The sequence below is a fragment of the Bacillus salipaludis genome (assembly GCF_030938565.1).
GTDB lineage: Bacteria > Bacillota > Bacilli > Bacillales > Cytobacillaceae > Neobacillus > Neobacillus salipaludis_A.
Genome location: NZ_JAVGVR010000001.1, coordinates 4,911,432 through 4,937,387 on the forward strand (window position 1 = coordinate 4,911,432; position 25,956 = coordinate 4,937,387).

A 25,956-nucleotide genomic window follows, 5' to 3' on the forward strand; every position below is an offset into this window, starting at 1 on the left:
ATAGTTTGAGAGGTGCAAAAAATGAGCGTGAATTATCCAAACGGAAAACAGTATATTCCTAATGCAGCGGCAAATACCAAAATTGCTAATAAGAAAAAAAATGAATCTTACAGTAATCGAGGAATGACTCTTGAAGAAGACTTAAATATAACAAATGAATATTACAGAGAAAAAAAAATTGCGGTTGTTCATAAAAAACCTACACCTGTTCAAATTGTTCAGGTAGATTACCCGATGCGAAGTGCGGCTGTCATAAAGGAAGCTTATTTCAAGCAAGCCTCTACTACCGATTATAACGGGGTATATAAAGGTAAATATATTGATTTTGAAGCAAAAGAAACACAGAATTCCAGTTCATTTCCCTTAAAGAATTTCCATGAGCACCAAATCCGACATATGGAAGAAGTACTGCTTCAGGGAGGAATCTGTTTTGTCATTTTAAGATTTACAAAGGAGGAACAGGTTTATTTGCTTGAAGCGAAAAACTTATTACAATTTTGGGATAGAATGAAAACAGGAGGAAGAAAATCAATTACCAAGGAGGAAATTGAACAACTTGGGTATTATATTCCGCTTGGATTCCAAGCAAGAATTGACTATATTAGAATAATAGATACGCTTTATCAATTGTCTTAAATAACCTTGAGTGAAGTTGGAAAGGAAGGACTTTAAAATGGCTGATCAATATCAATCAAGAGAGGAGCGCCGAAAACAGCAGCAAACAAAGGGCAACCCAAAAACAAAAACAAGCAAAAAACCTAAAGGGATTATAAAAAAAATATTTTTAACCCTTGTCGCCCTTGGAATTGTCGTGATTTTGGCCGGGGTTGGAACTTTTGCCTACTTGGTGAAAGACGCTCCAAAACTTGATCCAAAGGTTTTAAAAGATCCCATTTCATCGAAGATTTTAGATATGAATGGCCACCTGCTGACTGAAGTCGGCGCTGTTAACAGGGAATATGTCGACTATAAGGATATACCAAAGCTTTTGGAGAATGCCGTCCTGGCTACTGAGGATTATCGCTTTTATAAGCACCATGGAATTGATCCTATCCGTCTTGGCGGTGCTGTGCTGGCTAATATTAAGCATGGATTTGGAGCTGAAGGTGGAAGTACCATTACCCAGCAGGTAATTAAAAATTCATTTTTAACACCAGAGAAAACATTAAAAAGAAAAGTGGAGGAAGCGTGGCTTTCCTATCAGCTAGAACAGAAATATACAAAACACCAAATTTTTGAAATGTATGTCAATAAGGTAAATATGTCAGAAGGCAGTTACGGGATGGCTACGGCTGCTGAAACCTATTACGGAAAGAAACTAAAGGATTTGACATTGCCTGAAGCTGCCTTGCTAGCGGGAATGCCGCAAAGTCCTAATAACTACAATCCATTTACAAATCCTGACTTGGCAGAAAAAAGACGTAATATCGTATTATCCTTAATGCATCAACATGGTTTTATTTCAAAGCAAAAGATGGAAGAAGCCATGAAAGTTCCGATTAAAAAAGGATTAGTAAAAGAAGACAAGCGCAAGATTGATGAAAAACCTTTCGACTCTTTTGTTGATGCGGTAATTGATGAAGTGAAACAGCAAGGAGATTTTGATATTTTCTCCGATGGTTTAACTATTTATACAACAGTGGATCCAAAGGCACAAAAATATGTTTATAAAATGCTGAATACCAAGGATGTGATTAACTATCCTGATGAAAAATTCCAGGCTGGTGTTTCACTTCTTGATACGAAAACTGGAGCGATCCGGGCAATCGGGGGCGGTCGAAACCAGCAAGTAAAACGGGGTTTCAACTATGCAATTGATACGAGACGCCAGCCGGGTTCAACCATCAAGCCTGTCTTGGATTACGGCCCTGCCATTGAATATTTAAAATGGGGAACATATCAGACGATTGATGATAAACCGGTACAATATTCAACTGGCCAAACCTTTGGAAACTGGGATGGTCGTTACATGGGGAGAATGACCATTCGAACTGCATTGCAATTATCTAGAAATACCCCTGCTGTTCAAACCTTACAGCAGGTAGGATTGGATCGCGCCAAAAAGTTTGCTAATAATTTAGGAATTCCTTTGAAAGAAATTTATGAATCCTATGCAATCGGTGGTTTAAGGGACGGTGTATCTCCTCTTCAAATGGCCGGTGCATACAGTGCTTTTGGCAATAATGGTTTATATACAAAACCGTATGCGGTGATAAAAATTAAACTACGTGATGGAACTGTCATTAACACCACACCAGAAACAAAAGTTGTGATGAAGGATTACACAGCCTTCATGATTACCGATATGCTAAAAAGTGTCCTCCAATATCCGGGTACAGGGACGAGGGCCAACGTTCCAGGTCTTCATATCGCAGGGAAGACAGGAACAACCAATTATACGGATGAGGAAAGAGCACAATGGAATATCCCGAGCAGCTCTTATATTCCGGATGCCTGGTTCTCCGGTTATACACCAAATTACACAGCATCGATTTGGACCGGATATAAGGACCGTTCCACCCCAATTGCACCTGGGGAGGATCAAAAAATTGCTCAAGATATGTTTAGGAATTTGATTTCCTATGTATCTGAAGGGAAACAAACATCCGATTTCCCTGTTCCAAATAGTGTTCAAAGGGTAAGAATTGAAAAAGGCTCAATGCCGCCGGTACTTGCAAGTCAATATACACCATCCAATTTAGTCATTACAGAATATGCTGTTAAAGGGAATGCACCTAGCAGGGTATCAACTCGATATGATAAATTGAATGCACCTGGCAGTGCATCAGTAAAATACGACGAGAAAAATAATCAACTTGTTCTTAAGTGGAGCTATAAAAATAAATCATCAGCGAATATTCAATTCGCTATCTCTGTCGATGATGGTTCCGGACAAACAAGTTTAACAACGGACAAAAAATCAATTACAGTTCCAAATGTTACACCAGGAGCAACTTATAAATTTACCATTGTTGCAACCGACGGAAGCCGGAAGAGTGATTCGGCTGCTGCAAGCTTCACAGTACCAAAAGCACCTGAAGAAACTACCCCTGGAAATGAAAACAATGGTGATAACGGCACTGAGAACGGCACACCATCTGATACGAATCCAGGACAGGATACCGGTCAGGATCAGGGCAACGGTGCTGGTACTGGCACTGGTACTGGTACTGGTACTGGCACTGGTACTGGTACTGACACTGAACAAGGACAGGGTCAGGGCCAGGGTGAAGGTCAAAATCAGGGCACTGGCACCGAACAAGGAAATGATCAAGGTAATAAGAATCAAGGCACTGGTGACACTAATACTGGCACAACAGACGGCGGTACCAATACGCAAGACACTGAACAGCCCGGTACCTAATAAAATCTACGAAAAAAGCGTCTAGCCTTTTGGCTTAGACGCTTTTTCTTTAATATTTTTTTTAACAAACTGTTTTTCTTGTTCAAGAAAAAGTTCAGAAAGCTGACGATAGGAATGAAAAAGATTGGGTCTTTTAAGGATAAAACCAATCCTCTCATCAATGTTAACAGGTCTGTATGGTAATGAATCAAGTGGCAGTGGTTCTTTATCACCCACTGGCAATTCATTCGACCAAAATAAGAATTTAAGAAATAAGTTAATCCCCTTTTTCATTCCCAGATTCGTATTCTCTTGATCACGAATGCGATAAAATTTTTCAAGATCTGTTTTGATCTGTCCCCATTCCATTAGAAGCCTTGGGATTACTTCGGTAGGGTTCTCCCAAGGCTTTTCAAAATCAAATCGATTTTCCATTAGGAAACATCCTTTGCCTTCATACGCTTCTTTCCTTCCCTGCATAGCTCTAATAAAGGACAAGAAGGACATTGCGGGTTTTGTGCCTTACAATGATATCTTCCAAAGAAAATCAGGCGATGATGGGTTACCGACCATTCCTCGGGTGGTATTTTCCTCATTAGCGTCTTTTCCACCTCAAGAACAGAATCTTTCCAGCGGCAAATGCCTAACCGTTTACTCACTCTTTCGACATGGGTATCAACGGCAATAGCCGGTATATTATATGCAACAGAAACCACGACATTTGCAGTTTTTCTTCCAACTCCAGGGAGCTTTGTGAGTTCATCACGATCCGTTGGAATTTCTCCATTATACTCTTCTAGTACCATTCGGCACAGGCTTTGAATATTTTTAGCTTTGTTGCGATACAGACCAATCGAACGGATATCATTTTGAAGCTCTTCAAGCGGAACGCTTAAATAGTCTTCAGGTGTTTTGTACTTTTGAAATAAGTTGTTCGTTACTTTATTGACGAGTGCGTCTGTACATTGGGCTGATAAAGAAACAGCGATGATTAGTTCAAAGGGATTGGAATGATTTAATTCACAATGGGCGTCAGGAAACATCTCGCCCATTTTATCAAGACAATAGCGAATTTGTGTATTATTCAACAAAACTGGTCACCTACCTATTATAAATTGAAACTTCATTTGATTTACGCTCCAGGTGCTTCCCTTTCCGCGGGCGGGTTCGGTGAGCCTCCTCGTGGCTAAGCGCCTGCGGGTCTCCCCTGTCCCGTACTCCCGCAGGAGTCTCGCACCTTCCGCTTCACTCAAACACAGATAAAATAAAAATAAACGAGAGAACCACCTCTCGCTATCTGAGATTTTATTGTTCGAGCCAATTGTAGAAAGGAACTGTTGGGGATTGTTCCGAATCTTCCTGGCTTGTTTTTCTATTTTGCTGTTGTTTATTACGAAATTTTCGACCATGGTTTTTTGCTTGTTCAATTGTTTTAATTCCGTTCTTCTTCCATTCAAATAATATCCGATCAATATAACGAAAATTCAATTTACCGGACATTACTGCTTCGCGTAATGCAGCTTTTATAATAATGGGGTCATGATGATCATCATCCATCCACATCGCCAATGACTCGCATTCAAATGGGGATAAGGGACGACCGAATTCTTTTTCAAAACATGTATAAAGATCTGTTTCTTCAGATTTTTTATTTGCCTCATCAACGCGTTTATTTTTCATCAAGAATTGTTCAACCAATTTCTCAAGCAAAGGAATCACAGAATACCTTTCATACCGAATCCCATCCTGTGAATATTCATCAATGATTTCGATACATCCCTTTTGGATAAGTCTTCGCAGCATTTCATTGCATTCCGCTATGGAAACTGTCATACGGGAGGAGAGTTCTTCAGGGGTTGGAAATTGATTTCCTTTTTCGATAAAAGTCATAATATTTAATAAAAGAACAAGTTCGTATTCGTTTAAATTTAGATTTCGATACTCTGAAAATAAAATGGCTGGGACAGTAATATTACCTTCCTGAAGCCATGAAACAATCGTTGATTTCATATATTAAACACCTCGCGTTAAGTATAACATGAACAAGCCATGGTAGTAAGAGTATTAGAAATCCAACATTGGTAAAGAAAACTATAAGTAAAAAAAGTCTGCATTAGCAGACTTTTTCATCAATAAAGACTATCCCTATCGCTTTGACTCCACAAATTGACGCATTCTTGCAACTGCTTTTTCTAATAAATCCAATGATGTCGCATAGGAAAGACGAATATTATCTGGAGTTCCAAAACCAGAGCCTGGGATAACGGCAACTTTTGCTTCTTCAAGTAATGCAGTTGCAAAGTCATCCACATTATTAAATCCTGTAAGCTTTGCTGCCTCTTTCACATTTGGATACAAATAAAAGGCTCCTTGCGGCTTTACACACGAAAAACCTGGAATAGATACTAATTGATCATAAATAATTTCTAATCGTTGTTCAAAGGCTTGACGCATTTCCTCGACAGGCGCCTGCGTGCCGTTATATGCTGCAATTGCCGCATATTGTGCAGTTGTTGTTGGATTCGATGTACTGTGACTTGCCAGGTTTGTCATTGCTTGGATAATTTGACTGTTACCGGCAGCATAACCAATTCTCCATCCAGTCATGGAATGGGATTTGGAAACACCATTGATAATAATAGTCTGAGCTTTTAGTTCAGGTGAAATTTGAGCAATTGAAATATGTTTATGATCACCGTACACAAGCTTTTCATAAATTTCATCTGAAACAACTAGGATGTCCCTTTCAAGGCAAACCTTTCCTAATTCTTGAAGCTCATCCGCTGTGTATAGAACCCCTGTAGGATTGCTTGGTGAATTAATGATAACTGCTTTAGTCTTATCTGTAATGGCACCAGCTAACTGCTCCGGAGTAATTTTAAATTGGTTTTCTTCTTTACCCTCAATATAAACCGGTACTCCCCCTGCAAGCTTAACCTGTTCAGGATAGCTGACCCAGTAAGGAGTTGGAATAATTACCTCGTCCCCATCATTTAACAGAACTTGGAAAAGGGTGTATAAAACATGTTTAGCACCATTCCCAACAATGATTTCATTTGCCTTATAGGAAATTCCTTGGTCCTTTTCAAATTTTTCAATAATCGCTTTCTTAAGTGCAGGTAAACCCGCTGAAGGAGTATATTTTGTATGACCAGCCTGCATAGACTCTGTTGCTGCATCTAAAATGTGCTGTGGAGTATTAAAATCAGGCTCACCAGCACCTAATCCAATAACATCTTCACCTTGTTCTTTTAATTCTTTTGCTTTTGCTGTAATCGCTAATGTTGATGAAGGCGTAAGCGCCAACACCCGCTCTGCAAGATTTACCAACTTCTTCTCCTCCATTCTCCAACTATACTAAAAGTTTTCAATTTTTTTTAGCCATTCGCCTGTTTCAAAGTGAATGTAATAATAATTTATTAAATTATTTTTTGAACGGTAATAAATTTCCCATAAAGGAATATTTTTCTCCATTCCTAAGCGAACAGAAATAATCTTTTCAGGATTTTTTTCTTGTAAAAGCTTTTTTATTGCCTGTTCTTTTGTAAGACCTGTCTTCGCATTTCTTACGATAATCTGTTTCGTCTTTTCAGGAATCCAAACGATAATTTTTTGACCGTTTTTGGCTTTTCCTTCAATGACATTAACCGTATCGATTCCATGATAGACATGAAAGTCATCCACCTCTTTAATGGCAACTTTTTTCTCAGCAAGAGCAAGGGCTTTTTTTTCTGCAGTATTAAGTGGTTCTTGTGCTTTTACATACACCTTAACCAAAATCCCTGTAAAAACTAATATAATTACTACGAGACTTACAATCCATTTTTTCACGTTATCACTTCACTATGTACGATAAATGGTAAAAATCGCTTTATTTTTATCTTCTTGATCTAGGGCAAGTCCAAACATGAGGTCTTTTTCCTTTAGTGTGCGATTCAGAGCATCGACTATTTTATATAAATCAGGACCATGCTGGATTTTAACCGTTGATAAGACTTCAATTTTACTCTCCATATCCTGCCTCCTTTATTGCCAAATCAGAAAACTCTTCAACTATTATAACAGGTGTGCACGGTTTCGTGTTTTAATTTACCCAATCTTAGATTAATTTTTTGTCTTTATTCATCCCCTTCAATTGGGATGTTAAAAACCTCATAGTTGAACTCTGTAAATTTAATGGTCACAGTACCTTGCTTCTTTGTAAAATATACTTCCGACCAGGAATCCTGTAGATCCTGGATCATATCAATATCCGGGGAGTTTTTTTCTGTAGAAAAAAGAATCGATATTTGCGGATTGACCGTATGAATTAATTTTTCAGATAAAGAATTGTCTTCGACCATCGTTGGGACCTTAAAGACATTGATATCTCCGAGATTTTTTTTCATTAACATCTCCTGTGACCTTGGACTATAGGAAGTCATAAAAAAGAGGCGATGTTTATAAAACTTTAAAGTAAAGTCTAACCCCTCATCCTGTTCATTTCCTGCATACTGAACGTTTGCTAATACTTCAGGTAAAATCTGTTTCGCTGTCCCATCTCCCCAGACCTTTATAGGGATTAAATTAGCGCCATGGAAATGCGCTGACAATTGACTTGAAATTTCACGCGTTGTCACAATTTCTTTTATAAAATAATTGGAGATTAAATGATTAATTTGAGATTCATTTAATCCTTGTTTATTCGTTAAGATTAAAGAATTAATTTCTTTTACTCCATAGAACCGCAGCCATTCATCTAATTCTGACTCTACGCTCTCTCCACCTGTATTCACTAATATATTTTCATTATTAGGGCCTTGAATAAGGGTTGCCTCCCCGTTTGTTAACCCTAAAAAAGATACGGCCATTTCATGGTCTTTCAATTTTAAGTTGATACTTTCAAAATCATCCGAGATTAATGAAGAGGCAAAACCCAATGTAGTATTTTGTAAAAATAGAGTTATTAGGATTAGTAAAATTCGCATACACATTCCCTCCCCTATATTATCTATAGGATGTGTAATTTTACCAAATTTTATCCGAATTTAATGGTTAGGAAGATTCCATCCTTCATAACCACTCGTTAATAATCTCCACAAGTTCATCTATATTACCTTTTTTGACCGGAACAGCAGGAATGGACTTTAAAAAGGCATTACCATACTTCGTAGTGATAATCCTTTTATCAAAAACAATGACAATCCCCCTGTCTGAAGCTGTTCGAATCAATCGGCCAAAGCCTTGTTTGAAACGAAGGATTGCCTCAGGAAGGGAATAATCCGAAAAGGCATTCCCACCCTGCTGGATGATATATTGACATTTTGCCTCCGTAAAGGGTTCATCCGGCGGGCTAAATGGAAGCCTGACAATAATAAGGCAGGATAAATCCTCTCCGGGGATATCTACACCTTCCCAAAAACTGCTTGTCCCAAGTAAAATGGCCTTATCATAACGTTGAAAATTTCTTGTTAATCTTGTTCTGCTTCCACTGGTAATACCTTGAGCAAAAATCGCAAAATCGCTTAAAAAACCACTTTCTTTTATGAGTTCATATGTCTTTTTCAGCATGTCATAGGCTGTGAAAAGAATCAGCATTCTTCCCTTAGTTGCTTCCGAAAGTGAAATAATATGTTCTGTAATGGTTACAACATAGTCATCCAGTGAGACAGAATTGATTTCCGGTAAATCCTCAGAAATCAATAGCTTAACATGATCTCCGTATTCAAATGGAGAAGGAATTATCATGGTAGAAGCGGAAGGAAGGCCAATCTCCTTCTTTATATATTCAAATGAATGGTTAACCGTTAACGTGGCTGATGTCACAACAACACTTTTCTTCTTATTGAAAAACTTTTCCCTGAGCGCTACTGCAACAGAGGCTGGTTTCGCTAAAAAGGTTGTTACGTTTTGTGGAGACCTATAGTCTACTTCCATCCATTTTACAAAATTTGTTTTTAGAATAAAGCATGATTGGACAGTATTTTTCAATTCTTCCAAATCATGTAGAAATGAAATCAATTCCTCGATAATATTCCTATGCTCTTGTGTAAGTTTGCCTTTTTTATTTTCAATCAATGCTAATCTGTCCATCATGGCTAAATGCAAATCCTTTAGCAAGAATGCAAATCTTTCTGCACTATGGACAAGTGCTGACTTCTCTTTTCCATGGTCTTCGTCTGAAAAGCGCACCTTTGCGCGGGTGAATCCCTTTTTGTTACTTCCCATCTTTTTGGCATATAGGGCAATCAGCTTAAAAAATTCATCCATTTCATAAAATAAATCTGTTGCCAGCTTGTTTATTTTAGATGTATGTGCCAACGCTTCCGCTTTGCTGCCTGATAATTTCAGCAATTCCTCAAACTGATAAAAAAGCTGTTTCTGTTCATAGTGACCAAATTGGCTTAACAGCATTCTAGTGGACAAATAATCTAAGCTAAAGCCAAAAAACTGACTGGCTACTTTCTCAAAATGATGTCCTTCATCAATAATGCAGAAATCAAAATTAGGCAGAATGCTCCCATTGGCGGAAAGATCACTTAATAGTAAAGAATGATTGGTAATGATTAAATTTGCTTCCTCAGCTGTTTTTTTAGCCCTAAGATAAAAATCCTTTTCAAGCCATTCATATGATTGTATAAAAACAGCTGGGTCATTTTTTATCCGATTCCAATAAAAAGATCCTCCACTTGCCAAATTCAATTCATCTTTATCACCTGTGTCTGTTTCCATCAACCAGACCAGGATTTGCATTTTCGTTAAGGTTGTATCGTAATTATCGTTTTCATCTAATAAGGTTTCGTTGAATTTCACCAGGCTTAAATAGTGACTTCTTCCTTTCAAAAGCACTGATGTGAATTTAAATGGAAGCATTTTTTCAAGCATTGGGATTTCTTTTTTAATAATTTGCTCCTGGAGCTGAATGGTATGAGTACTCACCACAACAGGCTGTCCTTTTTGCTTGGAATAAAATACGCTTGGTAATAAATAACCAATGGATTTTCCTACACCTGTCCCCGCTTCAATCAACAAATGCTCCTGTTTTTGAAACGCTTGATAAATTCCATCCATCATCGTAAGTTGACCGGTTCTATTTTCAAAGTTTTCAAAGGCTTGCTTTATGATCTTGATTTTTTCCGCTTCTTTTTCAGGATAATGAAGAGGCTCCTTTTCCCGATATACTGCTTGCTTCGCGGTTTCTTTTTTTAAAGCAATTCCCTTAAAAACTTCAATCCCTTCTGGCAGGACCTCTTCAGTAGGGTCCTTCTCCACGAGCAACTCGTCGAGCAATTGCTGTAAATCACTTTTAAGACCGCCTGAAAGCTGTGAAAGCTGTCTTAATGTTGTAATGGGCATTGATGCCAATTTGTTAAGCAAAATAAGAAATAATTCTGCTGTTACCTCGGCATCACTGTCGGCTTGATGCGGACGATCGTGCTGTAGATTTTCTTTTTCGGCTAAATCTGACAACTTATAGCCATCTGCTGTTGGATACAGAATCCTTGCCATTTCCACCGTGTCTATTACAGATCCGTAAAAGCCCTCAAAACCAGCAAGCTGTAATTCTTCCTGGAGAAATGATAAATCAAATAATACATTATGTGCAACGAAATAAGCCCCTTCAAGAATTTTCTCTATCCTTGGGGCAATTTCTGAAAACGCAGGAGCATCCTTTACCATATCATCATCAATACCAGTTAATTCTTCAATAAAAGCCGGGATTTGCTTTTTTGGATTAACCAATGATGAAAACATTTCTGTGATTATACCGTTTTCAATGACCACAGCTGCAAATTGAATAATTCTATCCCCTTTTTTAGGAAGATTACCTGTGGTTTCTAAATCTATAACAACATATTTATTTTCTAACATTATTTACACCTCAAACCTTCGTTCATTAAAACGGTATCACAAAAAAGGTAAAAGAAAAAGAAACTATTTCAAGAGATTTAAAACTATTATATAAAAAGATCCGAAAAAAAGAAAAATCCCCAAAAAAGGGGATTACATCACTGTTAACGCTGGTTCAGCGTGTATCAATTCTTTTATTTTGTTGTTTTCATCCATAATGGCGACTCTAGGGTTATGCTCAGATAATTTTTCTTCTGAAACGATCGCATAGGAAATAATAATAACAATATCCCCTTTTTGGACAAGCCGGGCCGCTGCACCATTTAAACAAATCACTCCGCTGCCGCGCTCACCGGGAATAATATAGGTTTCAAGACGGGCTCCATTGTTGTTGTTGACAATTTGCACCTTTTCATTGGCAAGCATCCCAACCGCATCCAAAATATCTTCATCAATGGTAATGCTGCCCACATAGTTTAAATTCGCTTCTGTAACAGTTGCGCGATGGATTTTTCCATTCATCATCGTACGAAACATGATTGTTCTCCTCCCGGTCTTTGGTTGTTTTTCTATTGTACAGATTAATTTATTTCTAAGATGAAATTGTCAATTAAACGAACATTAGTAAAATGTACAGCCAATGCGATGATGAATTTCCCCTCTAATCTTTCTATCGGAAGTAACTGAGGGTAGGACAATAGTTCTATATAATCAATACGTCCGCTGCTCTCTGAAGTAATCATTTCCTTAATTAAGCTGATTAGTGTAGAAGGGTTTCTCTCCCCCTCATCCATCACCTTTTTCGCTTGCTGCAGGCTTTTATGAAGAACAACTGCCTGCTTTCTATCTTCAGGAAGTAGATTTACATTTCTTGAGCTCTTAGCAAGCCCATCTGCTTCGCGAACAATATCAACGGGTACCAATTCCACAGGGAAATTTAAGTCGGTAATTAGCCCTTCAACAACTGCCACTTGCTGGGCATCCTTTTTCCCGAAATAAGCCCTTGTTGGCTGCACAATTTGAAAAAGCTTCGCCAAAACTGTTGCCACCCCGTCAAAATGACCGGGACGGGATTTTCCGCATAAAACGTCCGTACGTTTCTGAACCACTAAGGTTACGGATGAAGGATTCGGATACATTTCCTCAACAGAGGGGTAGAAAAGAAAATCTACCCCCTCGCTCTCCGCCAATGCCCGGTCCCGTTCAAAATCGCGGGGATAGGTGGCAAAGTCCTCATTTGGACCAAACTGAAGTGGGTTTACGAATATGCTTAATACCACCAGATCATTTTCTTCTCTAGCTTTTTTTATAAGACTGAGATGACCCTCATGCAAAAAACCCATAGTTGGGACAAATCCGATCGATTTTCCTTGTGCTTTTTGATTTAAGACCTCTGCTTGCATTTCTTTGACAGCTGGAATTACCCTCATTGTTTTCCTCCATAAAGACCTTGAAGTTCCTCTTCTTTCATTGTAAAGGAGTGCTGATCTTCCGGAAATTTGTTCGATTTAACCTCTTCGGTATAGGCATGGATTGATTCCGTAATAAATGGATCTAGATTTGAATATTTCTTTACAAACTTAGGTACCCGTTCAACCCCATACCCTAAGACGTCATGATATACAAGGACTTGTCCATCTACATTTTGCCCTGCACCTATCCCAATCACCGGAATGTTCAATTCTTTTGCAACCTCATGTGCAAGCTGCTTTGGAACACATTCTAAAACAACGGCAAATGCACCTGCCCGTTCACATTCTCTTGCATCTTCAAGCAATTTAATCGCTGCATGAGCGTCTTTTCCCTGAACCTTATAACCACCTAAAACGCCAACTGATTGTGGTGTTAATCCTAAATGAGCACAAACCGGGATTCCAGCCTTGGTAAGGGCAGCTATTTTTTCAATAACATCATCTGCTCCTTCAATCTTTACCGCATGTGCACCTGTTTCTTGAATCAATCTTCCGGCATTTTTCAGCGTTTCATGAAGAGACAGATGATACGTTAAAAATGGCATATCTGCGACAATAAAGGTTTCCTTTGCACCACGCTTAACGGCTTTTGTGTGGTGGATCATGTCATCAAGGGTTACGGGGATCGTAGAATCATAACCGAGGACAACCATACCTAATGAGTCCCCAACTAAAATGATGTCTACTCCTCCTTGCTCGGCATGTTTAGCGGAAGGATAATCATAGGCTGTTAACATGACAATTTTTTCTCCGCTTTGTTTCATTTTCAGAAAATCAGTCGTTTGCTTCATCATCGTACCTCCTTTTATTAGGAAGAGGTGAGTAAACGTAAAGAGTATCTTTTCGAAAATAAAAAGATCCTTCTGAAGGCAGAGAGGATCTTTATTACTCTTGTTTATGTTCATCCCTCTGTCCCGGTCCGAAATTTCGGATCTAGGCAGAATCCAATTTTATGTGTTTTTTTAATCTAGAGGTGCAGTTCTGATTCGATACTGCCCAATGGAATTATAACAAATTATACGAAATGTGCAACTAAAGATTGTTAAATCTCTATGTCTGCAGAATAGATATGTCGGATGGCTCCATTCTCATCTTCTAAAAGTAATACACCATCTTCTGTTATTCCAAGCGCTTTTCCTTCAATTACCTCTGTTAAAGTGCGGGCTTTTAGATGTTTGCCGATACTAATAGCATAGCTTTCCCAAAGCAGCTTAATTGCAGAAAAGCCCTTCTCTAAATAAATTCCATACCATTTTTCTATATACAAAAAAATACTTTTTATTAATTCAGCGCGGGATATCGGCTCGCCTTTTTCAATCAAAAGAGAACTTGCCGTCTCCTGCAGTTCTGTCGGAAAATCATCTTTTTTCTGATTCACATTGATTCCAATCCCGATAATAACAGAGTGAATTCTGTCTGCTTCCGCTTGAAGCTCGGTTAAAATACCCGTTAGCTTTTTACCGTTCATTAAGATATCGTTTGGCCATTTTATTTCGGGTGTTAAGCCAGTAATCTCTTCTATTGCTTGTACAACTGCTACAGCCGTTAACAGTGTCAACTGAGGTGCTTTTGTTAACGGTATATTCGGGCGAAGGATTAGGCTCATCCAAACTCCTGTATACTTTGGAGAATGCCATTTTCTTTCCATTCTTCCTCTTCCAGATAACTGCTCTTCCGCTATGACTGTCGTACCCTCGGGAACCCCTTCATTTGCTAACCGGTGAGCAATCTTTTGCGTTGACTCCACACTTTCCTCATAATAAATATTCCTGCCGATGAATTCTGTTTTTAACCCAAGCCTGATTTCATCTGCCGTTATCTTCTCAGGAGTTTTCAAAATTCGATAACCTTTTCGTCGAACTGCTTCAAGCTCAAAGCCCTCCTTACGAAGTTCCTCCACGTGCTTCCAAACAGCTGTTCTGGAACAGCCAATCAATTCTGCTAATTGTTGTCCTGATAAATAGGATTCACCAGCATTCGTGAAGGCATCCAGCAATTCTTTTCTTATTTCTGATTGCACTCCATCAGCCACTCCTTGATATTGTTTTTTTCATTGATTAATCTTCCCTCGACAATAGCCTGTTCAATAGTTAAAAGAGTATCTTTTAACCAAGGTCCGGGTTTTTGATTGCACCACTCAAGCAAATCGTTTCCACTGACCATGAGGTCTCCCCGTTCCTTTATAGATAACCCGTCGTAGCGTTTTATTAAATTGTTAATTATTTGAACTTCCTTCATTCCATTTATCACCTGAAAAAGTTTTTCAACTGATAAGATGGTGTCCCGTTTTGCCAAATACAAATCATAAAGCTCCCATTCTTTGTTAAGCCTAGAAGAGAGGAAAAAAATGATTTGTTGAATTTCTCTAATATCTTTAAGGGCCAGCCGCCAATTTCTTAAAAATCGTTCAACTTCTTTTCCATCAAAATTCAGGCAATAAAGTACAAGCGCCCACATTTCATTTTTTGCCAAACTGTCCCAATTCAAACGAGCAAGTTTTTTTAGTTGTTCTTTCTGATCATTTAATCCTGGCAGATAGTGGTATAGTCCTGTGTTAAGCATAACGTTAACAGCTTCCTTACAATTTGGGCCGAGGAGAAGTTTCTCAAACTCTGCCCGTTTCCGTTCGACAGCAATTTTATCTAGCAGGGAAGCAAGGTTTTCGAGAGCTGACAATGTTTGCGATTCAATTGAAAAGGATAGCTGGCTCATAAAGCGGACTGCTCTCATCATTCTTAGCGCATCTTCTTGGAATCTTTCCTCTGCTTGTCCGACAGTCTGAATAATTTTTTTCAAAATTGCCTTTTGACCGTCAAATGGGTCGATTAGCTTTCCACTTTGGTCCATTGCGATTGCATTCATCGTAAAATCTCTACGCTTTAAATCATCCTCCAAGTTTCGAATAAATGAAACTTCTTTTGGCCTTCTGAAATCCTGATATTCAGATTCGGTTCTAAAAGTTGTAATTTCATAGGATGTATCCCCATACAAAACAAGAATGGTTCCATGTTCTATTCCGATATCAACCGTTTTCGGAAAAACCTTTTTCACTTCATCTGGTGTCGCGGATGTTGCAATATCAACATCACTAATTGGCTTCCCTAAAAGAAAATCCCGGACCGATCCCCCGACAAAATAGGCGTCGTAACCCGAGTCTTCTAATTTTTTAAGTATCGGGAGGGCAGATAAAAAAGGCTCAATCATACACTTCACCTTTTTTCAAAAGTTTAAAATATAATTGTTCGTACTGTTCAACAACTTTATTAGCATTAAATTTATTTCTAACCGTTTCTACTCCTCTTAACGAAAATGCTTCATGAAGATGTTCATCACTTAAAATTTGAATAGCCTTATTAGAGATATCCACAATATCTCCTAATTCACATAAAAATCCCGTTTTTCCATGTTCTATCACTTCAGGAATACCGCCAACATTTGTCCCGATACACGGGACACCACACGCCATTGCTTCAAGTGCAACTAGACCAAAGCTTTCCTTTTCGGATAATAAGAGCTTTAAATCACTGATGGAATATAATTCTTCAAGGCTTTCTTGTTTTCCTAAGAAGAGAACACGGTCCTCCACACCTAATTTACGGACGAGCTTACAAACATTCGTCATTTCCGGACCGTCACCAACTAATAGTAATTTAGCAGGCAAGACCTTGGAAATTTTCGCAAACGTCTTGACGACATCCGGAACCCGTTTTACAGCACGGAAATTGGAAACATGAATGATTACTTTTTCCGATTCTTTTATTTGAAATTCAGTTTTTAAATGTTGTACATCACTTTTTTGATAGACACGCTCATCGATGAAATTATAAACTGTTTCAATTTGTTTATCCGGATTAATCAGTTCATAGGTTTGACTAATTAATGCATTTGAGACAGCCGTCACGGCATCTGACTTTTCGATGCCAAATTTAATCGCGTCGGTCAAGGAAGGGTCATAACCTAAAACCGTTATGTCCGTTCCATGCAGAGTGGTAACAATCTTTATGTCATGATTGCTCATTTGTTTCGCTAAGATCGCACAAACAGCATGTGGAATTGCATAATGGACATGTAGTAAATCCAATTTCTCTCGATTAGCTACTTCGGCCATTTTACTTGCTAAAGCAAGATCATAGGGTGGATATTGAAACACAGAATATTGATTTACATCCACCTGGTGGTAATAAATATTATGGTACATCCGGTTCAGTCTAAAAGGCATGCTCGATGAAATAAAATGGATTTCATGCCCTTTCTCGGCGAGCATTTTTCCAAGCTCTGTTGCAACAACACCCGAACCGCCGACTGTCGGATAACAGGTAATTCCAATTTTAAGTTTCCTCATCTTGACTCTCCTAATAAATCATGATCGATGAGAAGAGGAACTTTCGACTTAAATCCTTCAGCAAAAGGGATACCAACAAGTTTCCCAAACATTTTTTCCCTTGCCTCAACTGTTTCAATGTATCCATTCGTTAATGGTGTATCGAAGCTTTCTTCTGTTCGTTCAAATTGACTTTTATATGCCCTTAATGCCTCGAGTTTTTTCTCGATTTGATGCGAGATATCAGTGGTAAAATCCGGTTTGTGAAAACCATTAATCATATAAAAATACATTCTCTCAACCCGATGCGGTGCCTCACCCTGATCAGTTTTAAATTTGCGGATTCCTGCAGAAAAAACGGCCTCCTCCACGAGGCGTGCACAATTTCCGTGATCAGGATGGCGGTCTTCAAAATATGGTGCAAAGACAATTTTAGGTTTTAATTGCCTTATAACCCCGGCAATCAATTTTATGTATTCACCGGTTAGATATAACCCTCTATCCGGCAGGGAAAGCGATGTTCTAAAGGCCACCCCAAGGATATCCGCTGCATTCATCGCTTCTATTTTCCTAAGCTCTATCGTTCCATTCGAAGAAAGTCCTGCGTCAGTTAAATCACAAATACCAATTCGTTTTCCTTGCTCAGAAAATTTAGCAATAGTCCCGCCCATGCCAATCTCGACATCATCGGCATGAGCACCAAATGCGAGAATATCTAAAGACTTATTTTCCATTGCTCTCACCATTTTTCATCACATTTCTCCACTCAAGCAGTCCTTGGTCTAATCCACGTATTAATAATTCTGCAGAACCCATATTCGTTGCAAGCGGAATCGAGTAAACATCACAAAGCCGAACAAGAGCAGTTACATCAGGCTCATGCGGCTGTGCGGTTAGTGGATCGCGAAAAAAGAAAACGGCATCCATTTTATTTTTTGCAATCATCGCACCAATCTCCTGATCTCCACCAAGAGGCCCGGATTTAAATCGGGTTAATTCCAACCCTGTAGCTTCATTAATTCGTAATCCGGTTGTACCTGTTGCAAACAAGGTATGCTTTGCAAAAATTGTTTGATAGGCCGTTACAAATTGAACTAAATCATTCTTTTTTTTATCGTGGGCGATTAAGGCAATATTCATATCCAAACCTCCTATTCTAAAATATTTTCGAGACCATACACAAATGTTTTTAGGTTCATCACTGTTTCTACAGCCACTTTCACCCCGGACATAAAAGAGGCTCGATTATAAGAATCATGTCTAATAGTTAAGGTTTGTCCATCAGACCCAAATAAAACCTGCTGGTGTGCAACTAAACCAGGGAGTCTAACCGAGTGAATATGCATTCCATCAAAATCTGCACCTCTTGCACCTGTAATGGTTTCTTTTTCATTTTGATGCCCCTGCTTCTTTGCCTCTCTTACTTCGGCAATCATTTCTGCCGTTTTAACAGCTGTGCCCGATGGCGCGTCAAGTTTCTGGTCATGATGAAGTTCAATAATTTCAATATCCTGAAAATATTTCGCCGCCATTTGGGAGAATTTCATCATTAAAACAGCACCAATTGCAAAATTAGGTGCGATGATACAGCCTATTTCTTTTTCAGTACATATTCTCTCCAATTCTTCTAAGTCATTTTTAGAAAATCCAGTTGTTCCAACCACCGGCCTAACGTTGTATTGAAGCGCAGTTTTTGTATGATGCATACCTACTTCCGGTGTGGTTAAATCGATTAACACATCCGCTTTAATATGTTGTAAACATGATTCAAGGTTCCCGAAGACCGGGACTTCTATTGGAAGTTGAAAGCCTTGGATTTCATTTATCTGCTTCCCATCAAATTTATAATCGACCACGGCTGCCAACTCGAAATGCTCCGTATTCGCCGCCAGCATAACAGCCTCTCTTCCCATTCTTCCACGCGGTCCAGCAATAATTACTTTTATTGATTTCATTGAACTCACTCTCCATTCTCTGAATTAATTCTTGTCCAGCGATTTTTGTCTCTAGTATTAAATTTATTCATCACATAATTATGAGCATCTTCTAAATCTATATGTAAAGAATTAGCGAAACAAATTAACACAAACAGCAAGTCACCAAGCTCCTCCTCAATTGCTTTTTCTGTTTCACTGTCTTTTTTGGGCTTCTCACCATAAAAATGATTGATTTCCCTCGCAAGTTCACCTAATTCTTCTGTCATCCTTGCCAGCATCGCTAATGGACTGAAGTATCCCTCTTTAAATTGACCTATGTATTGATCAACCTCATTTTGCAGGTCCTTCATCGACTTTCCGATTGACATCTTTTTCACCTCTGTAAAGTGTCTTACTGCTTTTCATAGTAGCTAAAATAAGGCTATTTTACAAATATTTTTGCTGAAAGTGGGAACTTTCTGATAGGATTGCTCTTCCAATCGTAATTGGATATAATAAAAAACATTGATAGAGAGAAAAATATTGGAAAAAAAGGGGGAGATTTGATGATTTTTGGCCTTAAGATAAAGAATATCCTTTTCATCTTAATTGGTACCGCCATTATGTCATTTGGTCTTGTCAATTTTAATATGCAAAATAAATTGGCCGAAGGCGGCTTTACCGGAATTACACTTTTATTATACTTTTTGTTTAAATGGGACCCATCCTATACGAACCTTATTTTAAATATCCCTCTGTTTCTAATCGGATGGAAAATACTCGGGAGAAACGCATTTATCTATTCCATTATTGGCACAGTTGGTGTTTCGATATTTTTATGGATTTTCCAAAGATATTCAATCAATATGCCATTAGAACATGACCTGACATTGGCAGCCTTATTTGCCGGAGTATTTGCGGGAATTGGTCTGGGAGTTATATTTCGATCAGGAGGAACTACAGGTGGAGTCGATATCATCGCCAGACTTGTTCAAAAGTATATTGGCTGGAATATGGGGAAAACCATGTTCATGTTTGATACATGTGTGATTATTTTATCCTTGCTTACATACCTAAAATATACCCAAGCTATGTATACGTTAGTCGCGGTTTTTGTTGGTGCAAGAGTCATAGACTTTATGCAAGAAGGTGCCTATACCGCAAGAGGCGCAATGATTATTTCAGAAAAAAACGAAGAAATTGCCAAAAAAATTATGGAGGAAATGGAACGGGGTGTTACTGCCTTAAGAGGGTATGGTTCCTATACGAAAAATGACCGGGATGTCCTCTATTGTGTCGTTGCCAAAAATGAAATTGTCCGTTTAAAAAATTTAATCACGGCAATTGATCCACACGCCTTCATATCAGTAAGCATTGTTCATGATGTCCATGGTGAAGGATTCACATTAGACGAAAATAAGATGCCAATCGTAGATTAAAAAACAATGTCCGATAACGGACATTGTTTTTTTAATCATCATTATTCCGAGTCATTCCTGTATAAATGAGGACAAGTCTTAGTAATTCTAGTACTGCTACGGCCGCTGCTGCCACATAGGTTAGAGCTGCCGCATTGAGAACTTTACGAGTTTTCTTAGCTTCATCGTTGCGAATTAGGCCTAAAGAAACGACTTGTTTCATAGCCCGGCTGGATGCATCGAACTCAACAGGCAGTGTAATCAATTGAAAGAGGACTGCTGCAGCCATAAAAATGATTCCTAAAAGCAACATCCCGCTCAGATGAGCAAATATCCCTATCATAATCAGTACCCAAGAAAAATTAGAACCAATATTTGCTACCGGTACGAGGGCATGGCGAAATCTTAAAAAAGCGTACCCTTGTGAATCTTGAACGGCATGTCCGCATTCATGTGCAGCTACTGCCGCAGCCGCTAATGAATGACCGTGATAGTTTTCAGGTGATAACCGGACAGTTTTCGTTCTTGGATCATAATGATCACTTAGAAAACCATGTCCCTGCTCAATTCCCACATTATATAAACCATTGGCATTTAATATCTCTCTTGCAACATCAGCACCAGTCCGATAAGTGGCGGAAGGGACTTGTGAATATCTTGCAAAAGTACTTTTTACCTTCAGCTGAGCCCATAACGGAATCAAGACAATTATTGCAAAATATACTAGGTAAAACATGATGAACCTCCATTTTATCTCTTGTTGCCTATCAGTTTACTGTTGCCGTATCAATTCGTCAATTTTTTCGATCCCTGGAGCGTCCTTTTTTCATTTCTTTATCACCATTATACTTTCTCCAACCGACATAAGATAAGGTTGCTATAATAATACTTCCTGTCGAGATGATAACCCACCATAAAGACGGGTCTGCCTCATCCTCATCCATATTTTCAAAAAGATTTTTTAAATCAGAATCTAAGACGTCCAATTCTTTTTGGCTTTTCGAATCACTCATGATCTGAGAACGATATTCATCAATAAAATGAATACGGGCATCAATCTTTTGTATATTTTCTGCATTAACATCCACTTTCATACTCGGATAGATGACATTATAAAGGGAGAGAAAGTTATTAAAATTGTAATGAAAATCAGCAGAATCACCTTTATGTGCTGCTTCTTTAGCCTGGTGAAAGACTGTCATAATTTGGCCTTCCATTTCCGTCCAAAGCGGTCTATTGCTTGTCCCAATCGCATCAATTACCAGACGGAATGTTGTTAATTTATTAATTCGTTCCTCATATCTCATGTCTGGGCTTGCTGCAGCTTCCAGTGCTTCATCATGTGAAGTATTTATAATTCTTAGCTCGTCCACGGTTAACGGCTGTTGTTTATTTTTTAAACTTGTAAATTGATCAGAGAAATAATTAAGCAGCTTTTTAGCATCATCATATCTATGAAATTTCACCATTTGAAGTGCTTCATCAGAAATATCATCAAGCTGTTCCATAGGTGAAGTTTGCTCAGCATGGACGCTTATGGGAGCGAGCAGCAAAACCATTGCAAAAAATAAAAAACATTTAAATTTCAATCCTTGTCCCCCCTTTCATTACTAATAAAATGTATGAACGGTTGGACAAGGATAGACCAAATTTTAATATGTTCCTTTTATTTTATTTCAAGCTTATAATGGTTTGGACGAACACATAAATAATAGGCAATTCCTAAGGACAAAATAGATAGCCAAAAAGTAAAGTATCCAATTTCAGGTATGTATCGATTTAACATTTCGTATCGAGGAAGCATGAAAAAGACATAGTCAATCACATCATTATGTAAAGTCCATATCGCGGCCACAATTAAATGCCACCATTTTAAACGATAAAACGGTGCATATAATAGTCCTTGAACAGCCATGGCAAAATGTGAAAAAATTAACATATATCCTGCCCAACTCAGTTCTCCCTCAACAAAATAAACTAGAATATTCATGACCACTGCCCAAATTCCATACTTAAAAAGAGTAACAATCGCCAAAGCTTCAATTAATGGCCAGTTTTTTCTCATTAGAAATGCTACTAGGACAATCACAAAAAATAAACTTGCGGTTGGACTGTCAGGAACAAAAATTAAAAATTTTGCCGGTGTTTCTTTTAGCTGCCATCCATACCAATAATAGCCATAAACAGTCCCAATAACATTAACAACCAGCAGAAGCTTCAGAACCGAGCGATTAGCCAGAAGAGGATAGACCCATCCCACCAATTTTCCCCCTAACAAATTTTTTAGATATCAATAAAAAAGCTGACGGAACCGCCAGCTTTTTTCTTTTTCTATTATTTTTCTCCAAGACCTGAAATAAATTCAGTAAGCTGTTTAAGTTGTTTGTCATTACCTTTGAAGATACCTTTTGGCATTGCACCTTTACCATTTTTTGCGATATTTGCAATTTCTTCTGGTTTTAAACCAGTGGCAGTAAGTGCTGGTGCTCCTGCACCGCCTTGAAGGTTCTCACCATGACAGTTAATACAGCCTTGGCTTTTAAATACTTCATATCCCGGATTTGACTTATCAATTTCAACTTTCGCCACAATTTTACCTTGGCGTTCTGCTGCAGCCCAGTCATGGGTTGCAACTGATTGCCATGTTAAAAATACCGTAGCAGCTAATGCAAGCAACATCATGCCTGTTGCAACCGGTCGTCTAAATGGACGACGCTCCGGACCATTGTCCAGGAATGGAGCCAATAATAATCCTCCGAAAGCAAGGCCTGGAATAACCAATGCTCCGATAACCGTATATGGACCTGAAGCATATGAGTACTTCAGTAATTGATATAAAAAGAGGAAGTACCAGTCAGGCAATGGGATATAGCCTGTATCAGTCGGATCCGCAATTCTTTCTAGCGGGGCCGGGTGAGCAATTGTTAAACATAAAAAACCGACAAGGAATACTGCCCCAACCATCCATTCTTTTAATAGAAAGTTAGGCCAGAATGCTTCTGTTTTACCAGGATATTCTGAGTAATCCTTTGGCAGCATTTTTTTACGTGCCTCCGGTGCTAACACACGTGAGTCACCTACGAATTTCATACCTTTACCTTTATGCATCGAGCGATCCCCTCCTTTTTTCGTAAAAGTGAAAAAATAGTTACAAGTTCTTCATTATCATTTGAGTATTAAAGTGGGCCTGAAATCCCTTGTCTACGAATCATAACGAAGTGGGCAGCCATTAAACCAAATAATACTCCAGGCAGGAAGAACACGTGAATCGCAAAGAAACGGGTTAAGGTTTGAGCACCTACAATGTGTTCATGCCCCGCAAGCAATACTTTGATATAAGAGCCAATAAATGGTGTGGCCTCGGCGATTTGAAGACCTACTTTTGTAGCGAATAGCGCTTTCATATCCCAAGGTAATAGGTATCCTGTAAAACCTAATCCAAGCATGACGAAGAAAATTAGTACTCCGACAATCCAGTTAAGTTCACGAGGTTTCTTATACGCACCTTGGAAAAAGACACGTAACGTATGTAAGAACATCATTACAAGGACTAAACTAGCTCCCCAGTGGTGCATTCCGCGTACGATTTGTCCGAATGCTACTTCATTTTGAAGGTAATAAACGGACTCCCAAGCATTTTTAATATCCGGTACGTAATACATTGTTAAAAACATACCAGAGAGAATTTGAATTACGGTTACAAAAAACGTTAGACCTCCAAAGCAATAGACAAACGCAGAAAAATGATGCGCTGGGTTTACATGCTCAGGTACTTCATGGTCTGCAATATCCCGCCACAAAGGCGCAATATCTAAACGTTCATCTACCCAATCGTAAATTTTGTTTAACAATTATTACACCTCCGTCCGTGGTTGTGCTTTACCTAAAAGAATAAACCCGTCTTTTTCCTTTACAGGATAAAGATCAAGCGGTTGTGGCGGCGGTGTTCCAGGAATGTTTTTACCATTCTTTTCATATCGTCCAAAATGGCATGGACAAAAGAATTGGTTTGGATGTGCTTTATCCGTATTCCAGTTAACCGTACAGCCTAAATGTTTACAAATTGGTGAAAGAGCAACAATTTTCCCACTATCGTCCTTATAAATCCAGGCAGTATTGGTAACCTCGGACTCATACCATGCATCCTTTTCCTTAAAGGTAAAGTCTACACGAACAGGCTCGCTTGTTAAATCAGCCGCCTTTTGCTTTGTTGGTATGAATTCACCGCCTGCATCGGCTTTTAAAACAGGATCCACAGCAAAACGGACCATTGGCATTAACATCCCCGCTGCCATGAAACCACCTACACCGGTTAATGTGTAGCTTAAAAATTGGCGTCTTGTAACGCGATTCTTACTCATTCATATCCCCCCTCTATTTCTAAAGTTTTAGTCCACACGGACATTTATTAAACACATATAAAACTAGGACATAACCATGATATATCAATCTTCAAGCAAGGTCAATATCATACTATTTTAAAAACATATTATTACCGTAAAGAATTAGTCTTTTTTGTGCCACTTTTCAGTAAATAGATTTACCAGCTGTTTGACCTGTGAATCAATGATCGATACCTTCTGAGTCTCGTCCATATGTTCGAGTGGAATCGACGGAAGCCAAATTAACGAACCATTAAGTTTTTCTTCTTGCGATTTCCATTCAATTTCAGATGTAATGAAAAAAATATGTTTTATTTCACTATTTTTGATATTTTCCTCCCATTTTTTTAATTCTTTCATAGTATTTTCACTTTTTTCATTTTTTAAGTATGTATATGGAGGAAATAATAAAATTCTTCCGGTAAACTGTCTTTCCAAATAACCTGTAAGCAAGGTAATAAACTCGTGCCTTGCTGCTGAGTCTTTCATTTCATCCCCCAAGGAAACAGAGTAAATCGGAATAATCGCCGTGTCTATGTATTCTTTTGCGCCTAAAAATGTTTCAATGTCTTTCGGTATCCATTTCATTTTTTTACACCAGCCTTTAATCTCACTATTACCATCATACCATTTTCAACATCAACATCAACATTTTACGATGAATGACAAAAAAAGAAGGCCTGCTTATAGCAAGCCACCTTTTTGCTCGATTTTTTTCAGGTTATTTAATTTTCCGGTTAACTCATGAAAAGCTGCTTGATCCTGTTTGTCTAACGCTTCGTCAATTAATTGGAGCAGTTTCTCCCTCTGAAAGCGTTCGATACTTTTTTGAAGAAATTGTTCTGCGATTATCCCGTCTTTTTCATTTTCCTGAAGGTGTTTCGGTACAAAAGGGTTTTCTTCCAGTACAGCTGCATATTGATGTGCCTGATTCGATGCATGAAAGTTCAATTGAATAAAAATTTCTTCGTCACGATTTAAGCGAATATCGTGAAAAGACTTCTCAGCATCTGTTGTCATCACATTTTCTTTATAAAAGCGAAACGGTACTTTATCAACACAATGGGTAGACATAATCAATCCTCGTGGGCAATACTGGGCTTGCTCGACAAAATGAACCTTTTCCATTAATTGATCGTGGCTCATTAAATAGTTGAGGATCCACACACATTCTCTTCTCTTTAGTTGATAATGATTTAAAAACCAGCGAATAAAGTCCTTTTTCTCGTTGACAGATACAGGGGTTGCCATAAAAGTTTCCCTCCTCTGCGCTT

29 protein-coding genes are annotated in these 25,956 nt (G+C 38.5%); 3 read left to right on the forward strand and 26 right to left on the reverse strand.

Features of this window, described 5'->3' with window-relative positions; all coding sequences use genetic code 11:
* Positions 1-21: 21 nt before the first annotated feature.
* Together recU and RCG21_RS24350 are read left to right on the forward strand one after the other, a co-directional pair.
* Positions 22-636 carry a Holliday junction resolvase RecU gene (recU, locus tag RCG21_RS24345; RefSeq protein WP_308913872.1) on the forward strand — a complete coding sequence of 205 codons (615 nt, stop codon included), beginning with the start codon at positions 22-24 and terminating at the stop codon, positions 634-636.
* A 37-nt stretch (positions 637-673) separates the two neighbouring features.
* Positions 674-3,364 (forward strand): PBP1A family penicillin-binding protein, encoded by a 2,691-nt coding sequence (locus RCG21_RS24350; RefSeq protein ID WP_133335957.1) that lies wholly within the window; start codon positions 674-676, stop codon positions 3,362-3,364.
* 21 nt (positions 3,365-3,385) lie between these two features.
* Here the strand turns inward: RCG21_RS24350 and RCG21_RS24355 are convergent, their stop codons facing one another.
* The 18 genes from RCG21_RS24355 to RCG21_RS24440 form a co-directional block, all read right to left on the reverse strand.
* Positions 3,386-3,778, reverse strand: a complete 393-nt coding sequence (locus RCG21_RS24355) for a YpoC family protein (RefSeq protein ID WP_133335955.1) — start codon at positions 3,776-3,778, stop codon at positions 3,386-3,388.
* Complete coding sequence (gene nth, locus RCG21_RS24360) at positions 3,778-4,434, reverse strand: endonuclease III (protein ID WP_133335953.1); 657 nt, start codon at positions 4,432-4,434, stop codon at positions 3,778-3,780. Before nth ends, RCG21_RS24355 begins: the two co-directional genes overlap by 1 nt.
* 214 nt (positions 4,435-4,648) lie before the next feature.
* Positions 4,649-5,353 carry a DnaD domain-containing protein gene (locus RCG21_RS24365; protein WP_133335951.1) on the reverse strand — a complete coding sequence of 235 codons (705 nt, stop codon included), beginning with the start codon at positions 5,351-5,353 and terminating at the stop codon, positions 4,649-4,651.
* Between the two features lie 135 nt (positions 5,354-5,488).
* Entirely contained in the window at positions 5,489-6,673 is a 1,185-nt protein-coding gene (locus RCG21_RS24370) for a pyridoxal phosphate-dependent aminotransferase (protein ID WP_235824832.1), read from the reverse strand.
* 27 nt (positions 6,674-6,700) lie between these two features.
* A complete protein-coding gene (locus RCG21_RS24375; protein WP_133335947.1) occupies positions 6,701-7,174 on the reverse strand; it encodes a cell wall elongation regulator TseB-like domain-containing protein in 474 nt (157 codons plus the stop codon).
* Positions 7,175-7,186: 12 nt separating this feature from the next.
* Positions 7,187-7,357 (reverse strand): YpmA family protein, encoded by a 171-nt coding sequence (locus RCG21_RS24380; protein WP_071353850.1) that lies wholly within the window; start codon positions 7,355-7,357, stop codon positions 7,187-7,189.
* Between the two features lie 104 nt (positions 7,358-7,461).
* Positions 7,462-8,310: a ComEC/Rec2 family competence protein gene (locus RCG21_RS24385; RefSeq protein ID WP_133335945.1), complete on the reverse strand. Its 849-nt coding sequence runs from the start codon at positions 8,308-8,310 to the stop codon at positions 7,462-7,464.
* Positions 8,311-8,395: 85 nt separating this feature from the next.
* A complete protein-coding gene (gene dinG, locus RCG21_RS24390; RefSeq protein ID WP_133335943.1) occupies positions 8,396-11,194 on the reverse strand; it encodes an ATP-dependent DNA helicase DinG in 2,799 nt (932 codons plus the stop codon).
* A gap of 132 nt (positions 11,195-11,326) precedes the next feature.
* The gene (gene panD, locus RCG21_RS24395; protein WP_133335941.1) at positions 11,327-11,710 is read right to left on the reverse strand and encodes an aspartate 1-decarboxylase; all 384 of its coding nucleotides are present in this window, start codon (positions 11,708-11,710) and stop codon (positions 11,327-11,329) included.
* Between the two features lie 44 nt (positions 11,711-11,754).
* A complete protein-coding gene (panC, locus tag RCG21_RS24400) occupies positions 11,755-12,603 on the reverse strand; it encodes a pantoate--beta-alanine ligase (RefSeq protein WP_133335939.1) in 849 nt (282 codons plus the stop codon).
* Positions 12,600-13,436, reverse strand: a complete 837-nt coding sequence (panB, locus tag RCG21_RS24405; RefSeq protein ID WP_133335937.1) for a 3-methyl-2-oxobutanoate hydroxymethyltransferase — start codon at positions 13,434-13,436, stop codon at positions 12,600-12,602. The genes panC and panB overlap by 4 nt, the downstream gene beginning before the upstream one ends.
* Before the next feature lie 251 nt (positions 13,437-13,687).
* A complete protein-coding gene (locus RCG21_RS24410; protein ID WP_133335935.1) occupies positions 13,688-14,665 on the reverse strand; it encodes a biotin--[acetyl-CoA-carboxylase] ligase in 978 nt (325 codons plus the stop codon).
* Positions 14,650-15,849 (reverse strand): CCA tRNA nucleotidyltransferase, encoded by a 1,200-nt coding sequence (locus tag RCG21_RS24415; protein WP_133335933.1) that lies wholly within the window; start codon positions 15,847-15,849, stop codon positions 14,650-14,652. The genes RCG21_RS24410 and RCG21_RS24415 overlap by 16 nt, the downstream gene beginning before the upstream one ends.
* Positions 15,842-16,987 (reverse strand): N-acetyl-alpha-D-glucosaminyl L-malate synthase BshA, encoded by a 1,146-nt coding sequence (bshA, locus tag RCG21_RS24420; protein ID WP_133335931.1) that lies wholly within the window; start codon positions 16,985-16,987, stop codon positions 15,842-15,844. The genes RCG21_RS24415 and bshA overlap by 8 nt, the downstream gene beginning before the upstream one ends.
* The gene (bshB1, locus tag RCG21_RS24425) at positions 16,984-17,700 is read right to left on the reverse strand and encodes a bacillithiol biosynthesis deacetylase BshB1 (RefSeq protein ID WP_133335929.1); all 717 of its coding nucleotides are present in this window, start codon (positions 17,698-17,700) and stop codon (positions 16,984-16,986) included. Before bshB1 ends, bshA begins: the two co-directional genes overlap by 4 nt.
* Complete coding sequence (gene mgsA, locus RCG21_RS24430; RefSeq protein WP_133335927.1) at positions 17,690-18,106, reverse strand: methylglyoxal synthase; 417 nt, start codon at positions 18,104-18,106, stop codon at positions 17,690-17,692. Before mgsA ends, bshB1 begins: the two co-directional genes overlap by 11 nt.
* Positions 18,107-18,117: 11 nt before the next feature.
* Positions 18,118-18,921: a 4-hydroxy-tetrahydrodipicolinate reductase gene (gene dapB, locus RCG21_RS24435; RefSeq protein WP_133335925.1), complete on the reverse strand. Its 804-nt coding sequence runs from the start codon at positions 18,919-18,921 to the stop codon at positions 18,118-18,120.
* Positions 18,922-18,926: 5 nt separating this feature from the next.
* Positions 18,927-19,271, reverse strand: a complete 345-nt coding sequence (locus RCG21_RS24440) for a nucleotide pyrophosphohydrolase (protein ID WP_133335923.1) — start codon at positions 19,269-19,271, stop codon at positions 18,927-18,929.
* Positions 19,272-19,448: 177 nt separating this feature from the next.
* Here RCG21_RS24440 and RCG21_RS24445 point away from each other — a divergent pair, with 177 nt between their 5' ends.
* Positions 19,449-20,321, forward strand: coding sequence for a YitT family protein (locus RCG21_RS24445; protein WP_133335921.1), 873 nt, complete (start codon positions 19,449-19,451; stop codon positions 20,319-20,321).
* A 31-nt stretch (positions 20,322-20,352) separates the two neighbouring features.
* On the opposite strand, the gene RCG21_RS24450 is transcribed toward RCG21_RS24445, so the two are convergent.
* From RCG21_RS24450 to RCG21_RS24485, 8 genes are all read right to left on the reverse strand, one after another.
* Complete coding sequence (locus RCG21_RS24450) at positions 20,353-21,036, reverse strand: zinc metallopeptidase (protein ID WP_208025375.1); 684 nt, start codon at positions 21,034-21,036, stop codon at positions 20,353-20,355.
* A 58-nt stretch (positions 21,037-21,094) separates the two neighbouring features.
* On the reverse strand, positions 21,095-21,889 hold the full coding sequence (ypjB, locus tag RCG21_RS24455) for a sporulation protein YpjB (protein ID WP_235824831.1): 795 nt from the start codon (positions 21,887-21,889) through the stop codon (positions 21,095-21,097).
* A 77-nt stretch (positions 21,890-21,966) separates the two neighbouring features.
* Positions 21,967-22,560 (reverse strand): lipoprotein heptaprenylglyceryl N-acetyltransferase LhaT, encoded by a 594-nt coding sequence (lhaT, locus tag RCG21_RS24460; protein ID WP_133335917.1) that lies wholly within the window; start codon positions 22,558-22,560, stop codon positions 21,967-21,969.
* Between the two features lie 74 nt (positions 22,561-22,634).
* A complete protein-coding gene (locus RCG21_RS24465; RefSeq protein ID WP_133335915.1) occupies positions 22,635-23,408 on the reverse strand; it encodes a menaquinol-cytochrome c reductase cytochrome b/c subunit in 774 nt (257 codons plus the stop codon).
* Positions 23,409-23,476: 68 nt separating this feature from the next.
* Positions 23,477-24,151 (reverse strand): menaquinol-cytochrome c reductase cytochrome b subunit, encoded by a 675-nt coding sequence (qcrB, locus tag RCG21_RS24470; RefSeq protein WP_026573265.1) that lies wholly within the window; start codon positions 24,149-24,151, stop codon positions 23,477-23,479.
* 3 nt (positions 24,152-24,154) lie between these two features.
* On the reverse strand, positions 24,155-24,661 hold the full coding sequence (locus tag RCG21_RS24475; RefSeq protein WP_026573266.1) for a QcrA and Rieske domain-containing protein: 507 nt from the start codon (positions 24,659-24,661) through the stop codon (positions 24,155-24,157).
* Between the two features lie 144 nt (positions 24,662-24,805).
* Positions 24,806-25,270, reverse strand: coding sequence for a YpiF family protein (locus RCG21_RS24480; protein ID WP_133335913.1), 465 nt, complete (start codon positions 25,268-25,270; stop codon positions 24,806-24,808).
* Positions 25,271-25,366: 96 nt separating this feature from the next.
* Positions 25,367-25,933 (reverse strand): ReoY family proteolytic degradation factor, encoded by a 567-nt coding sequence (locus RCG21_RS24485; protein WP_026573268.1) that lies wholly within the window; start codon positions 25,931-25,933, stop codon positions 25,367-25,369.
* Between the last annotated feature and the right edge of the window lie 23 nt (positions 25,934-25,956).

Coding starts and splice junctions, on each gene's coding strand:
- recU (WP_308913872.1), top strand. CDS start 22: ATGAGCGTGAATTATCCAAACGGAAAACAGTATATTCCTAATGCAGCG.
- RCG21_RS24350 (WP_133335957.1), top strand. CDS start 674: ATGGCTGATCAATATCAATCAAGAGAGGAGCGCCGAAAACAGCAGCAA.
- RCG21_RS24355 (WP_133335955.1), bottom strand. CDS start 3,778: ATGGAAAATCGATTTGATTTTGAAAAGCCTTGGGAGAACCCTACCGAA.
- RCG21_RS24365 (WP_133335951.1), bottom strand. CDS start 5,353: ATGAAATCAACGATTGTTTCATGGCTTCAGGAAGGTAATATTACTGTC.
- RCG21_RS24380 (WP_071353850.1), bottom strand. CDS start 7,357: ATGGAGAGTAAAATTGAAGTCTTATCAACGGTTAAAATCCAGCATGGT.
- RCG21_RS24385 (WP_133335945.1), bottom strand. CDS start 8,310: ATGCGAATTTTACTAATCCTAATAACTCTATTTTTACAAAATACTACA.
- dinG (WP_133335943.1), bottom strand. CDS start 11,194: ATGTTAGAAAATAAATATGTTGTTATAGATTTAGAAACCACAGGTAAT.
- panD (WP_133335941.1), bottom strand. CDS start 11,710: ATGTTTCGTACGATGATGAATGGAAAAATCCATCGCGCAACTGTTACA.
- panC (WP_133335939.1), bottom strand. CDS start 12,603: ATGAGGGTAATTCCAGCTGTCAAAGAAATGCAAGCAGAGGTCTTAAAT.
- panB (WP_133335937.1), bottom strand. CDS start 13,436: ATGAAGCAAACGACTGATTTTCTGAAAATGAAACAAAGCGGAGAAAAA.
- RCG21_RS24415 (WP_133335933.1), bottom strand. CDS start 15,849: ATGATTGAGCCTTTTTTATCTGCCCTCCCGATACTTAAAAAATTAGAA.
- bshA (WP_133335931.1), bottom strand. CDS start 16,987: ATGAGGAAACTTAAAATTGGAATTACCTGTTATCCGACAGTCGGCGGT.
- bshB1 (WP_133335929.1), bottom strand. CDS start 17,700: ATGGAAAATAAGTCTTTAGATATTCTCGCATTTGGTGCTCATGCCGAT.
- mgsA (WP_133335927.1), bottom strand. CDS start 18,106: ATGAATATTGCCTTAATCGCCCACGATAAAAAAAAGAATGATTTAGTT.
- dapB (WP_133335925.1), bottom strand. CDS start 18,921: ATGAAATCAATAAAAGTAATTATTGCTGGACCGCGTGGAAGAATGGGA.
- RCG21_RS24440 (WP_133335923.1), bottom strand. CDS start 19,271: ATGTCAATCGGAAAGTCGATGAAGGACCTGCAAAATGAGGTTGATCAA.
- RCG21_RS24445 (WP_133335921.1), top strand. CDS start 19,449: ATGATTTTTGGCCTTAAGATAAAGAATATCCTTTTCATCTTAATTGGT.
- RCG21_RS24450 (WP_208025375.1), bottom strand. CDS start 21,036: ATGTTTTACCTAGTATATTTTGCAATAATTGTCTTGATTCCGTTATGG.
- RCG21_RS24465 (WP_133335915.1), bottom strand. CDS start 23,408: ATGCATAAAGGTAAAGGTATGAAATTCGTAGGTGACTCACGTGTGTTA.
- RCG21_RS24475 (WP_026573266.1), bottom strand. CDS start 24,661: ATGAGTAAGAATCGCGTTACAAGACGCCAATTTTTAAGCTACACATTA.
- RCG21_RS24480 (WP_133335913.1), bottom strand. CDS start 25,270: ATGAAATGGATACCGAAAGACATTGAAACATTTTTAGGCGCAAAAGAA.
- RCG21_RS24485 (WP_026573268.1), bottom strand. CDS start 25,933: ATGGCAACCCCTGTATCTGTCAACGAGAAAAAGGACTTTATTCGCTGG.